The organism is Clostridium cuniculi, assembly GCF_004353185.1.
Taxonomy (GTDB): Bacteria; Bacillota; Clostridia; order Clostridiales; family Clostridiaceae; genus Clostridium; species Clostridium cuniculi.
In genome coordinates, this window is sequence record NZ_SMUS01000055.1 from 1 (window position 1) to 14211 (window position 14211).

13 protein-coding genes and 1 pseudogene are annotated in these 14211 nt (G+C 25.8%); 11 read left to right on the top strand and 3 right to left on the bottom strand.

Annotation, left to right across the window (positions count from 1 at the left end):
* Nucleotides 1-160: 160 nt before the first annotated feature.
* Together EJJ37_RS18235 and EJJ37_RS18240 are read left to right on the top strand one after the other, a co-directional pair.
* Nucleotides 161-664: a DNA topology modulation protein gene (locus EJJ37_RS18235; protein WP_133016894.1), complete on the top strand. Its 504-nt coding sequence runs from the start codon at nt 161-163 to the stop codon at nt 662-664.
* 203 nt (nt 665-867) lie between these two features.
* Nucleotides 868-2253, top strand: coding sequence for an FAD-binding oxidoreductase (locus EJJ37_RS18240; protein ID WP_133016895.1), 1386 nt, complete (start codon nt 868-870; stop codon nt 2251-2253).
* A 152-nt stretch (nt 2254-2405) separates the two neighbouring features.
* Here EJJ37_RS18240 and EJJ37_RS20940 read toward each other — a convergent pair.
* A pseudogene (locus tag EJJ37_RS20940) lies at nt 2406-2732 on the bottom strand (YmaF family protein); the annotation flags it as partial.
* 577 nt (nt 2733-3309) lie between these two features.
* Here EJJ37_RS20940 and EJJ37_RS18250 point away from each other — a divergent pair.
* The 5 genes from EJJ37_RS18250 to EJJ37_RS18270 all read left to right on the top strand — a co-directional run bounded on the left by EJJ37_RS18250 (nt 3310) and on the right by EJJ37_RS18270 (nt 6965).
* A complete protein-coding gene (locus tag EJJ37_RS18250) occupies nt 3310-3894 on the top strand; it encodes a BRCT domain-containing protein (protein ID WP_133016897.1) in 585 nt (194 codons plus the stop codon).
* Nucleotides 3895-3935: 41 nt separating this feature from the next.
* Nucleotides 3936-4730, top strand: coding sequence for a histidinol-phosphatase HisJ (hisJ, locus tag EJJ37_RS18255; RefSeq protein WP_133016898.1), 795 nt, complete (start codon nt 3936-3938; stop codon nt 4728-4730).
* Between the two features lie 26 nt (nt 4731-4756).
* On the top strand, nt 4757-5419 hold the full coding sequence (locus EJJ37_RS18260; RefSeq protein ID WP_133016899.1) for a hypothetical protein: 663 nt from the start codon (nt 4757-4759) through the stop codon (nt 5417-5419).
* Between the two features lie 141 nt (nt 5420-5560).
* Nucleotides 5561-6433 carry a tRNA 2-thiocytidine biosynthesis TtcA family protein gene (locus EJJ37_RS18265; RefSeq protein WP_133016900.1) on the top strand — a complete coding sequence of 291 codons (873 nt, stop codon included), beginning with the start codon at nt 5561-5563 and terminating at the stop codon, nt 6431-6433.
* Nucleotides 6434-6776: 343 nt separating this feature from the next.
* Nucleotides 6777-6965 carry a DUF4250 domain-containing protein gene (locus tag EJJ37_RS18270; RefSeq protein WP_133016901.1) on the top strand — a complete coding sequence of 63 codons (189 nt, stop codon included), beginning with the start codon at nt 6777-6779 and terminating at the stop codon, nt 6963-6965.
* A gap of 383 nt (nt 6966-7348) precedes the next feature.
* On the opposite strand, the gene EJJ37_RS18275 is transcribed toward EJJ37_RS18270, so the two are convergent.
* A complete protein-coding gene (locus tag EJJ37_RS18275) occupies nt 7349-8068 on the bottom strand; it encodes a polysaccharide deacetylase family protein (protein ID WP_133016902.1) in 720 nt (239 codons plus the stop codon).
* A gap of 173 nt (nt 8069-8241) precedes the next feature.
* On the opposite strand from EJJ37_RS18275, the gene EJJ37_RS18280 reads away from it, so the two are divergent.
* From EJJ37_RS18280 to EJJ37_RS18295, 4 genes are all read left to right on the top strand, one after another.
* Nucleotides 8242-10101 (top strand): EAL domain-containing protein, encoded by a 1860-nt coding sequence (locus tag EJJ37_RS18280; protein ID WP_133016903.1) that lies wholly within the window; start codon nt 8242-8244, stop codon nt 10099-10101.
* Between the two features lie 71 nt (nt 10102-10172).
* Nucleotides 10173-10895: a prealbumin-like fold domain-containing protein gene (locus EJJ37_RS18285; protein WP_133016904.1), complete on the top strand. Its 723-nt coding sequence runs from the start codon at nt 10173-10175 to the stop codon at nt 10893-10895.
* 164 nt (nt 10896-11059) lie between these two features.
* The gene (locus tag EJJ37_RS18290) at nt 11060-11500 is read left to right on the top strand and encodes a dUTP diphosphatase (RefSeq protein WP_133016905.1); all 441 of its coding nucleotides are present in this window, start codon (nt 11060-11062) and stop codon (nt 11498-11500) included.
* A 150-nt stretch (nt 11501-11650) separates the two neighbouring features.
* Entirely contained in the window at nt 11651-12274 is a 624-nt protein-coding gene (locus tag EJJ37_RS18295) for a cyclase family protein (RefSeq protein WP_133016906.1), read from the top strand.
* Nucleotides 12275-12487: 213 nt separating this feature from the next.
* Here EJJ37_RS18295 and EJJ37_RS18300 read toward each other — a convergent pair whose 3' ends face one another.
* Complete coding sequence (locus EJJ37_RS18300; RefSeq protein ID WP_133016907.1) at nt 12488-14029, bottom strand: sensor histidine kinase; 1542 nt, start codon at nt 14027-14029, stop codon at nt 12488-12490.
* Nucleotides 14030-14211 lie beyond the last annotated feature (182 nt).

Below are 14211 nucleotides of genomic sequence, written 5' to 3' on the forward strand. Positions count from 1 at the left end.
CCTTTTAAGGGTAGCAAGTAAAATAAAATGCGGCTGCTGGACCATTTATGCGTCTTAAGACGCAAGCTAGCAATTTGCCCTTATAGGGCTTATGAAAAACCACCAGCTTAGCTGGTGGATATTTATTTATGGTAAAATTTATAGTGGGGGTGTTAATTTTATGAAGAGGATAATTGTTATAGGTTGTGGAGGGGCAGGAAAATCAACTTTTTCACGCAAGCTTTCTGATAAATTAAATATACCAGTATATCATCTAGATAAAATTTTTTGGAATAGAGGATGGATTGAAACACCACAGGAAGAATTTGATATTAAGCTTAAGAAGTTAGTAAATAAGGATAAATGGATAGTTGATGGGAATTATATTAGAACTTTAGATATGAGGGCCGAAAGAGCTGATACAATAATTTTTATAAATATGTCAACATATTTATGTCTGTATAGAGCTATTAAGCGTAGGATAATGTATAAGGGGAAAAGTCGTCCTGATATGGCTGAAGGATGTCCAGAAGGTATAGATTTTGAATTTTTTAAATGGATACTTACTTACAATAAAAAAGTTAAACCAGAAATATTAGAAAAATTAAAGAAATATAATGATAAAACTGTGATAATTCTCAATGGTAAAAAAGAAGTTAAAGATTTTATTGATAAATCGGTGTGAAATGTATTTTAAGTTTTTTAGATTTTACAATTATAGCTGACAATTAATTTGTTGGCTTTTTGTCATTTTGAATTAAAATATTTAGATATTATAGAAAAGAGTCTTTGAGTTATGATATTATCAAATGTATGGATAAGAATTGATATTGATAAATAATATAAAGTTATTTACATATTAGAAAGAAACATTGGTGAGGTGAAAAAATGATTAACTTTGATTATAGAGGATTAACTGGAGAGATAATTACTAAGGATGATTTTGAGTATGAAGAAGAGAGAAAAGCTTGGAATAGGGCTATAGAGAAGTATCCACTAGTAATCGTGTACTGCGAAACAGAGGAGGATATTAGAAATGCAATAATATTTGCTAAAAATAATTCACTTTCAATAAGAATAAGAAGTGGACGTCATCATTATGAAGGATATTCAACTGGCAATGATATAGTAGTTATTGATATTAGTAAAATGAATAAAATTTATATAGATGAAAAAAATGAAACTGTAAAGATTCAAGGAGGAACGCGCAATAGAGAGCTTTATGAAGCAACAGGGAAAATGGGATATCCATTTCCAGGAGGAGGTTGTCCGACGGTTGGTGCAGTGGCTTTCACTTTAGGTGGAGGATGGGGATATTCTGCTAGGCTTTTAGGGTTAGGCTGTGACAGATTAGTAGAAGCAGAATTAATTGATAGCAATGGAAACTTAATAGTTTGTAATAAGGATGTAAATGAAGATTTATTTTGGGCTTTAAGAGGATGTGGTGGAGGAAACTTTGGTATAGTAACATCTATGACATTTAATTTACCACCTAAAATAGAAATGGTAACATTGGTTAATATTGATTTTACTAATATTGACTTTGAAGAAAATATAAGTCTCGTAGAAGCGTGGCAAGAGAAATATAAAATTTTAGATAAAAGGGCTAATTTTAAAATGGCTATTTATAATTCAAGTGAAAAAGGTAGAGGGGTAAAAATAACTGGATTAGTCTATGGAGATAAAAAGCTTGCTAATGATGTTTTAAAACCTATAAGAGATATAGTTACTACAGGTACTTATAGTTTGGAATATATGACTGTTCTTGAAGCCAATAGAATAATACAAGATAGTCATCCAGAATATGAAAGATATAAAAGTTCAGGAAATTTTGTATATAGAGATTATACTAGAGAAGAAATTACAGAACTTTTAAATTTAATAGAAGAAAGAGCTGAAGGTGCTGTTTATACTGCAATTACATTTTACGGGTTAGGTGGAGTTATAAAAGAGGTTAAAAAGGATAGTACTGCATTTTATCATAGAGATGCAAACTTTATATTAGGATTTCAATCTGTATGGGAAGATGCAAAGTATGCACCAATAAATAGAAGTTGGGTAGTAGAAAAATTAAAGTACATAAAATCAATAACAAAAGGATCATTTGTTAATTTTCCATGTGCAGAAATAGATAATTATGAAGAAGAATATTATGGAGAAAATTCTAGACTTTTAAAGAAGATAAAAGAGAAATATGATAAAGATGATTTCTTTAATTTTGAACAAGATATTAGAATAGAGAAAAAGCTATGGTATAATATTTTAGTTGAGTAATTAAATTTATATTTAAACGGACAAGTTATGTCTTTTAATCACACAAAGTTAAAGTTTAAATATATGTTGAAACAGTAGGCTATCTTTAAATAGCCTACTGTATTTTTATAAATTATATTGTGCTATTTTATCATAGATATTAGTAATAGTAACTAACAGTCAGATTCTTTTTCGTCTACTGTAGGTGCTTCTATTAAAGTTGCAAAAATATATTCATGGCGATGACCATCTCTGCAAGTAGTATAACCCTTTACAAGATGAACGTGTTTTCCATTACCAACATTTATTGCAGGTCCAGTAGTATCGCAAATTTCATGGTGATGATCTACGAAATCTGTATTAGTAGCTAGTTTGTGAACATGTGAATTTCCTTTTCTTATAGCTTCACCTGTAACTCCGGCAAAACGATGGTTGTGTCTATCTTCACATTCTTCTGCAAACATTGTTGAACCTTCGAATTCATGAACATGAGTTTGCTTCTTTTGTTTTTTACACTTGTCAGAATTTTCATAATCATATTCATTATCCTTACATTTCTTTCTTTCTTCTTTTTTACATTCGTCAGAACTTTCATAATCATATTCATTTTTTTTACATTTATTTTTTTGTTCCTTTTTATTTTTACATTTGTCAGAACTTTCATAGTCATAGTCATTTTTCTTACACTTATTTTTTTGTTCCTTCTTGTTTTTGCATCTATCAGAATTTTCGTAATCATATTCATTATTATTATAGTTATTTCTCATAATGATATTCCTCCTAATTAATTTTTATAATATATACTATGAATATTATGGAAAGTTGACATAGTTTTTTGAAAAAAACTTTAAAAAATTTTTTCAGTTATAAAAATTTGTAGATTTCATAGCATTCTTTTTCAATAAATTTTAAAATCATTTTAAATATATAAGAATTATTTTAGATTAAATTATGTTAGTATTTTTTATAATTAATAAGTGATATAATAGAAATTAAATATTTTTATAATACATAATGATATTAACAAAGGATAAATAAAAGTTACTTTTATATTTTTAGTTGAGGAATGATATATAAATGCAAGAAAGAATAGACTATAAAAATTTAAATTTTCAATCAGCAAGAGAAGTATTAGGAGGAAAAAATATCGTATTCACAGGAAGAGGATTTTTAGTTAGAGGAGAATTAATGCGCTTAGGAAGACAAGCAGGAGCTAATGTAGATAGTCTTGTAACTAAAAAATGTGATATATTAATTGTTGGTGAAAAGCCAGGTAGTAAGTTAAGGAAAGCAAAAATTTTAGGTTGTGACATAATTACTATTTCTGATTTTAAAGATATATTAGAAGGAAAAATTAAAAAAGAACAAATTGAAATAGATGATACTTTAAATATAGACTTAGGAAATGAAGAAATGATTGGAATAAATATTTTAAGAAAAAATATTACATTATTTATAAGTAATGATGCCGCTAGAGAAAGAATAATTAGAAGTATTAAATTAAATGGTGGAACTATAGTAAATAATATAGACGAAAATACAGATATACTAGTGTATCAACCTAGTTTACAAATTAATAAGGTTTTAGAAATGGCAAAAGATTTAAATGTAGAAGTATTTACTTTAGGTGAATTTAATAAACGTCTTATTATTAATAAATAAATTCATTATATATTTATACGAAATTAAATTAGGAGGGTATTATGAATAAAAGAAGAGATGGACACGTTCACAGTCATTATTGTCCTCATGGAAGTAATGATAGCTTTGAGGAGTATTTAGAGAATGCTATTAATAGAGGAATTGAGGAAATAACATTTACAGAACATATGACAATGCCTGAGGATATAGTAATAGAAGGTATGGGAGATGGTTTTTTAGAGAGTGCTTCTCCAAGTATTGAGCATATGAATAAATATATAAAGGAAGCAAAGTATTATAAGGATAAATATAAAGATAAAATAAAGATAAATGTTGGTTTAGAAGTAGATTATTTAGAAGGATATGAAGAATTTACTATAAAAATGCTTAATAAATATGGAGATTTGTTAGATGATGCAATTTTATCAACACATATTGGTATTTATGAAGGTAAGTATTATAGTTTCGATTGTATTGAATCTTTTGAAGAATTATTAAAAAATATAGGAAATGTAGAAAAAATATATAATTTATATTATAATACAGTATTGAAATCAATAAAAAGCAATTTAGGAATATTTAAGCCAAAAAGGATAGGTCATCCAACTCTTATTAGGATATTTAATAAAAAGTATCCAATTGATTATTCTAATACAAAATTATTTCAAGAAATTATAGATGAAATAAATAAAAGAAATTATGAAATTGATTATAATACAGCAGGTTTAAGAAAAGAGTTTTGTGGAGAGACATATCCTAGTGGAGAATTTTATGAAATAGCAATAAAAAATAATGTAAAAATGATTTATGGTTCAGATTCACATTTTGCAAATGATGTAGGTTTCAATTTTAAATAAGACGATAGACAGCTTGGAGGAAGATTATGAGAAGTATAAGGTTGAGAAAAATATTAGCAGCTATAGTAATATCTTGTGTTGCATTTGGAGTAGTAGGATGTGCAGAGAAAAATGTATCAGTGGATAATAATTCTAATATTGTATCAGAAAATTTAGATACTCAACAATCTAATGATAATAAAAAAGAGGACAATGTAGAGAAAATAGAAAATGATGATAATGTAGATAATCAAGAATCAACAAAGACTATAGAAATGTTATTGTATTCAAAAGATTTAAATACAGATGAGCAAGTAATTGTAGGAACAGTTGAGGTAGATGAAGAGTCATCATTAGAAGAAAAGATAGAAAAGTTATCAAAGGAATTAAGTGAAAAGGTATTTGATAGTTTACCAATTGAATTTGTTAAAATTGATAATATAGAAGGAAAGAAAATAGCTTTATTTAATTTAGATGAATTAGGAAATAATGCTACAGATATTACTTTTGATAAATATGAAGGAGTAAATTGGATTAATAATTATTTTGCTGGTTCTGCAGGTGGAAGTATAACTGAGTATACTTTAATAACAACATTATTACAGAAAAATTATACTGGTGAATGGATAGATGGTATAGAATTTACTTATAAAAACTCTAAAATAGAATTTGATCATGTTCCAGGTCTTGGAGAAATTATTTATAGATAATAATGTTATATCGTAGTAGGTATGTTAAAGAAGAATTGACTTACCTACTATTGTTTATTAAGGGAAAGTAATCAAATAGTTGCTTTTATTTTATAATTTAAGTAAAATTGATTTTGTTATTAAAAATATGAGGTGATAATTATGAGTAGTATAGCAGGTCATGGATGCGAAAGAATAGTTCCAGAAGAAGCTAAAAAAACTCTTGAGGAAATAGAAAGAAGTATAGTTAAGAGATATAGAAAACCAATTTGGTCTAAGTTTATAAAGGCTGTTAAGGACTATCAGCTTATTGAAGAAGGGGATAGAATAGCTGTTGCCATATCTGGAGGTAAAGATTCTTTACTTATGGCAAAGTTATTTCAAGAGTTAAAAAAGCATGGGCAAGTAAATTTTGAAGTTGAGTTTATAGCAATGGATCCTGGATATCATCCACAAATTAAAGATTTACTTATAGAAAATTGTGAACACTTAAATATTCCAGTACATATATATGAATCAAAAATATTTGAAATAATAGATGAAAAGGCAAAGGATTATCCTTGTTATCTTTGTGCAAGAATGAGAAGAGGTTCACTATATAATAAAGCAAGAGAACTTGGGTGTAATAAGTTAGCACTTGGACATCATTATAATGATGTAATAGAAACAACAATGTTGAATGTACTTTATGCAGGAAACTTTAAAACAATGTTACCTAAATTAAAAGCTGATAACTTTGAGGGAATAGAGTTAATTAGACCTCTTTATTATATAGAAGAAGAAGCTATTAAAAGATTTATTAAGTATACAGGACTTTGGCCATTAAATTGTGCATGTATGGTTGCAGCAGAAAAAATAGGTAATAAGAGACATGAAATTAAAGCTTTAATTGCAGAACTAAAGAAGAATTTTAATGATGTTGATAAATCAATATTTAAGTCAGCTGCAAATGTAAATATGAATTCAATTTTAGGGTGGGAAAAGGATGGAGAAAAATATTCATTCTTAGATCCAGATACACCAAAAAACAAATAACAAGTATTATTGATTGTATATTTTAGCTAGAATAAAACAAGCTATCTTGCTAATACTAAATATATAGTATTTAGTGGAGGTGATATTATGGCTAAAAAAGGTCAAAGAGCAACTTGGGAAAATGATCATTTTAAAGGTCCTAAAAAACCTATGGCTGCAAGAGTGCCAGAAGTAAATAGTGTTGGAAAAAATAAATAGGTACAAATAATAATAAAATAAATTTATGAATTAAGCTAAAGTGCATAAAATATGTACTTTAGCTTAATTTTATATAAAAAATTATGAGTATATATATTTAATATGTTACAATTATTAAAGAAATAAGTATAAGATGGAGGAAATGATGGATAGAGAAGTATTATTAAAAATGGATCCCAATATATTAGTAAGTATGATTAATATGAAACTTAGAGACTTTTATTCCAATTTAGACAGTTATTGTGACGATATGGATATCAGCAGAGATTTAATAGAAGAAAAGTTGAAAAGTGCTGGATATACATATCATAGTGACATAAATCAATTTAAGTAATTTACTAATTAATTATACTGATGTATAATTATACTAAAAATTTTGAGTTTAAGTAGAGGGAAGATAATGAAAATAAAAAATATAGGAAAGCTAGCAGTTGTATTAGCGGCATCAACTGCATTAGTAGCAACTTTAATAAATGATAAGAAAAATAAAGAAAACACTAAAGATAATTAATCTTGGCTTCGCTAGTATAAATAAATTAAGGGTTTGATATCATAAACATCAAAAAATTAAAGGAAAAATAAGTTTCAAACTTATTTTTCCTAACTAGTAGACTGCTCTTAATGTTGGCAAATGCAACTCTTAATTTTTTGAACTAGCGAAGAGCTATTTCAAACTTAATTTCTTAATTGAAAATATTCCTTCATAATATTTTTTTATTACTTCTTCAGAACATGATATATTTCAGGGGTATCTACAGTTATTTTATCAAAGGTATATCCTTGATTCTTATAATATTTAATAATTCCTCTTATAGCCTGTGAAGTATTCTTGTTAGCATGAGCATTGTGCATTAAAACAACAACATTATCTTGGGTTGATATTGCTCTATTTAATATAGTATCAGGAGATGAGTTTGGATTAGCACCATCTAGAGTATCTTGAGTCCAATCATAAATTTTAAAGTTATTTGAATGAACTGCATTTACCATTTCGTTAGTTAATCTATATGTACTATTATTTGTTCCAAAAGGAAATCTTAATATATAGTAATTTTCCCCTGTAACATCGTAAAGAGCTTTTTGAACTTGCTTCATTTCATTAATAAAACCTGAAGTACAGCTATATAATTTAGATCTTTCATGAGTAAAACTATGTAATCCTATGCTATGACCTTCATTTTTCATTCTTAAAATTATATCTTCTTGACCTTTTATTTGTTCACCAATGATGAAGAAAGTAGCAGGTACATTCTCTTCTTTTAATATATCTAAGGTTTTTACTGTTACATCTCCTCCAGGAGCATCATCAAAAGTTAAATATACAACCTTCTTAGGAGCATCTTTTTTATTACCATCTTCACTATAGGTATTTAATTGTGGATAAGCTAATAATGCTAAAAGCGTAAAAATAATTAAATTTGATAAAAGTTTTCTCATAAGTAAAATCCTCTTTTCTATAAATATATTCTACAAAGATCCCCTTGATATGCAATACGATTATAGTATTTACAAAATTAATATAATATATTAGAATAATTGAGCTAATTTTATGTATAAATTTTCATATTTATGATACAATTAAGTAGAAATATAGAACGTTGGAGGAAGAAATGAGTGTTAGAAGATCATACGACAGTAGATTCTATAGATTAAGTAAATTTATTGTGGTATTTATAATAATATTTGCACTTATAGATAGTTACAAAAGTAAAATTAAATTATCAGAAAGTATAATGATTATAATAATTTGTATTTTAGGGCTTATTATACAAAAATATATGAATAAAATACAAAAAATTGATAATGAATACAAACAATATAAGCAAGGATATGCTTTATCTATAGAAGCAATGAATGGAGCTATTTGGATATGGGATGATAAAAGTGAGAGAGTATATGTTTCTAACAAAATAAAAGAACTATTAGGATTAGAAAAAGATAGAATTACTTTAGAACAGTGGTATGAATATATTGTTGAAAGCGATTTAAAAAGAGTTAAATCATATTTTGATGGTATTTGTTATAATAGAATGTGTATTAATAGTAATATGAGATATTCAATTAAAACTGCCAATGGAGAAATAATGCATATAGAGTATAAGGGTAAAGGCAGTATTAGTGATGATATATATAGTTTATCTGGAGTGATAATGAATATTACTAATGAAAAAAATAGTGAACAAAAGGTTCACTTTATGAGTTATTATGATGATATTACTGGTATACCAAATAGAAAAATGTTTACAGAAAAGTTTCAAGAGTTAATTAACAATAATTCAAATTGTAAAAGCCAATTAGGAATTATTTTTTTTGATATTGATAATTTTAAAAATATTAATGATACATATGGTCATGAAATAGGGGATGAGATACTTTTAAAGTTGTGTGAGAGAATAGAAAATATTCTAGATGGAAGACAGACATTTGCAAGATTTGGTGGAGATGAATTTGTTATTGCTTTTTCAAATATTATTAATGAGAAAGAAATAAATGAATTTTTAGATGAACTATTACTAAAAGTTAGAAAGCCATTTGAGATTAATAATAAAAAAATATACTGCACAATTAGTATTGGAGTTAGTATATATCCTAAAGATGCGGATAGATTAGATATCTTATTAAAAACAGCTGATATGGCAATGCATAAAGCTAAAGAGGAAGGAAAAAATAGATATAAGTTTTTTGATGTTGAGATATCAAATATATTAAAAAGACAGTATGAAATTGAGAAGGCATTAAGAACTGCTATTGAAAACAATGAAATTTTTATGGTTTTTCAGCCTAAAATATCAATTAAAGGTGAAAAGGTAAATGGATTTGAAGCCTTAGTTAGATGGGTAAATAATGAATTAGGATTTATATCTCCGGCAGAATTTATACCAATAGCTGAGAATAGTGGATTAATAATAGATTTAGGAAAATATATTATTGAAGAAAGCTTTAAAAAATGTAGTGAGTTATGTTGTAGTACTAAGTCAAAGTTTAATATAGCAATTAATATATCAGATATACAATTAAGAGAAGAAGGATTTATTAGTTTTGTTTCAGAAATGTTAGAGAAGTATAATATACCTCCAGAGTATATAGAATTTGAAATAACAGAAGGTGTTATTATGCAATCAGTTGTAAAGAATATTGAATTATTAATAGAACTTAAAAGATTAGGTGTATCTATTGCATTAGATGATTTTGGAACAGGATATTCTTCTTTAAGTTATTTAAAAAGACTCCCTATAGATGTATTAAAGATAGATAAAAGTTTTGTGGATGGAATAGGTGTAGATGAAAAAAGTGAGTATATCGCAGAGAGTATAATAAAACTTTCACATAGTTTAAATTTGAAGGTAGTAGCTGAAGGAGTAGAAACTAAGGAACAATTAGGCTATTTGAATAAAATGAAGTGTGATGTAGCACAAGGGTATTATTTTAGCAAACCAGAAAAATTTGAAGTTATTAAAGAAATGATTTAAAAATAAATATTTTTATCACAAAAAAACTTCCAATTGCGTATTATGTAAATATATGCTTTTAGGAGGTTTTTATGCGTATCAGGATATATGATGATTTTGATAGCGATTTAGATGCAGAGTATAAATCAATTGATAAAGATACAATAGTAGGAAATGGAGCATTATCAAAAGAGAATGTTCCTATAATTGATGTAAAAACAGAAACAGTAAAAAAAGATGAAGTAGTATATAATGAAACTCAAAACAGAGGGATTAAACATGAAGAAACTAATAGATACAATTTAGATAATGGATTCAGTATTGAAATTCAAGGTGCAACATTATTAGATGATGATAAGGTTGAAAATTATATTAATAACAAAACATCAACTGATAGTAAGTCTATAAAGCGCAATAACAATTTAGAATCAAATAGAAAAAATAAATCAGTATCAAGAAATAAAAATAATAGAATAGAAAAAAATGATGAATATACTGAACAGCGTATAAGAGGAAAAATTACAGTTGGTGTAAGGTTAGGAGATAGAACGGGTAAGGCTATATCAGAAGCTAAAATAAATCTTTATGCACTAAATGGACTGTCACCTAAATTAGTAAGTTCAAAGTTAACAGATACAAATGGAATTGTAGTATTTGATGATTTACCAGCGGGAAGTTATAGGGTTATAGAGATAATAAATAGAAAGTATTTTGAAAAGCCAACATATATTCAATGGAATGAAGTAACTATTAATAAAGATTTATTAGAAGAAAGTATTATTGTAGTTAATAAAATAAAAAAATATTCAAAATAGTTTAAAAATGATAAAATAGTAAGTGTTGATTATAGAGTTAGAGTATATTAACAAGTTAAATATTCTAACTCTAGTTTATAAATAGAGAAATGGTCAATAAATTATTTTACATAAATAAAAATATGATAAAATAATTTTAAACGAAAGAAATGAGGTTTTAAGTTATGAAGATAAAAATAAAGTATTTTGATGGTGCAACTAAATTAAAAAAAATTAGTAAAGGAAATTGGATAGATGTTTATGCAAATAAAGATATATTTGTGCCTTTAAATGATAGAGCAATGGTACCGTTAGGATTTGCATTAGAGTTACCAAAAGGATGGGAAGGACATTTAGCACCAAGAAGTTCAACATTTAAAACTTGGGGAATAATTCAAACAAATAGTGTAGGAGTTGTTGATGATACATATATAGGTGATAATGATCAATGGCATATGCCAGTATATTGCTTACAAGCTAAAGATGAAAATGGAACTTGGATAAAAAAAGGTGATAAAATAGGGCAATTTAGAATTATGGAAGTAATGCCAGAAATAGAATTTGAGGAAGTAGAATTTTTTAATAATATTGATCGTGGTGGTTTTGGAAGCACAGGAGAAAGATAATATATAAATTAAGAAATGTATATAAATTGAAAATTTTCCAAAAATTTAAAGGAATTCATTGTGATTAAATATGAAATATGATAAAATAAACAAACAAAGGGTGGGTAAAATTATTAATATAATTAAACAAAAGGGAGAACGTGGGAACTTATGAAGTATGTTGATTTATCTTATGATATAAAAAGCGAAATGCCTGTTTATCCAGGAGATATGGAGCTGCATTCAAATAAAGAAAAGGATTATGAAAAAGATGGATTTAATTTATACTCATTTTTTACATCTATGCATGTAGGTACTCATATAGATGCACCTCTACATATGTGCAAAAATAAAAAATTCATTTCTGAATATTCAATAGATAAATTCATTGGTAATGCAGTATTGCTAGATGTACGTGGTGAAAAAGTAATAGGAATAAAAGAGGAATATTATAGAGATATAAAAGAAAATGATATAGTTTTATTATTTACTGGATGGGATAGCTTTTATGGTAAAAAAGAATATTATACAAATCATCCTATAATTAGTGAAGAGTTTGCAGAACTTTTAATTAAAAAGAAAATTAAGATGTTAGGTATAGATATGCCTTCACCTGATAATGGTGAATTTAAGATTCATAAAAAATTATTTGAAAATGAGATATTTATTTTAGAGAACTTAACAAATTTAAATAAATTATTGTATAATGAGGAAATACAAATATTTGCACAACCATTAAAAATTGAAGGGGAAGCAAGCTTAGTAAGAGCAATTGCTGTATACAAGGGATATTAAAATAATATATAGATATAATTATAACAGAGTGCAATTTGTATTCTGTTATTTTTTATTAATAATAAAAATAATGGTTAACATATAAAGAAAATATATTACTTAAAATAAGGAGAGTGAAATGAAAAGTAAAATTAAAAAATAGAATAGATTATTAACTTTTAATTCAAGGTTGGTTTTAAAATCAATCTTGAATTAAAGTTAATATATTAATTTCTATAGTGCATAAATATCAGAAAATTCTATGTTACATTTTTCAACTTTAGAATGGCTAGAATCATCAAGACTATATATAATTTTAGAATTAGGTATAATAGTTTTAGGTAATGTAAAGGTAAATTCTGAGCCTACATCTTCAATACTATAAACTGCAATTTTACCACCATGCATTTCTACTAAGGATTTAACTAAAGAAAGACCAATTCCACTACCTTCACATTTCCTTGTAAGTGTATCATCTACTTGCATAAATCTTTCAAAGATTATAGATTGATTTTCTTTAGATATTCCAATTCCTGTATCTTTAACAGAAATTATAACATTAGTATCAGTAGTATCTATATTTACATTAATACAACCATTAGGATTCGTATATTTTACTGCATTTGATAAAAGATTTAGCATTATTCTTTCAATTTTATCAGGATCACAACAAATAATAAGTTCTTCAACTGACGTATCAAATAATAATTCTATATTCTTATCGTTAACATATTGAGCAACAGAAAGAGTTATATCTTCTATTATTGAAATTATATTACAGTTTTTTTTGTGAATTTCATAATGACCTGTATCTATTTTAGTAATATCTATAAGATTATTAGCTAATCTTAATAGTCTATAAGAATTTTGTTTAATAGAAGCAAGGTATTTATTAAAATTGAAACCATCAGCAATGATTATATTATTGTTATTTAGATTTTGACGTATAATTTGTAAACTTGCTAGAATTATATTTAATGGAGTTTTAAATTCATGTGATATATTAGCAAAAAACTCATTTTTTATACTTTCAACTTGAAGAGCTTCTTCTATAAGTTTTTTTTCTAATTCTAATTTTTTTTCTTCAGTTATATCTCTTCCGGTGGTTATAATAATATTTTCTTTTTCTATATAAGAAAAACTCCAGTGAATCCATTTAATATTATGGTCCTTATCTATAACTCTAGTGCAAGCTTCTAAAATTGATTCAGAAACTATACTATTATTTATTAAAGATTTAATCATATCAAGATCACTTTCATGAATAATATCATACCAGTTTCTTGAAAATAGTTCTGTTGAAGTATACCCTAAAACATTATACCAACCATCATTAATTTTTATAAATGATCCATCAATAGACATAATAGAAGTTATATCAGTGGCCGTTTTTAAAAAAAAGGATAATTCTTTTTCAGTCCTTGTACGAAATTTAAAGTTTTCATCTAAATTTTCAGATAATAAGTGCTTAGGTGTAATATCAGTTAATAAAATTAAAATACTATTAGAATTATTAAAAGTACTAGATGATAGATTTAATTTAAAGGGTATTGAAGAATTATCCTTTGCTAATATATCTACAATATATTCTTTATTATAATTAATGTCTATAGTATCAAATTTTATCTTGGGATTAATTATTAGGTTATATATATTATCAAGATCTTCTAATTCGTACTGAAGTTGATTTAATAAAATTTTATTACAAAATAAAATTTTACCATGATAATCAATTATTAGAATTTTATCTTGTAATTTATTAAAAAAATTTTTCATTTTCCCCCCTTAAATACCATATGTTAAATTTTATTTTCTTTAACTAATTATACTAAGAAATAAATAAAATTTGTAGTATATTTTCTAAAAAATGTTTAAAATGAAGAAAATTGTTTTAAAAACATAAAATATGATAAAACAAAGCGAAATTATAATATAATTTGATAAACATTTTCACTTTG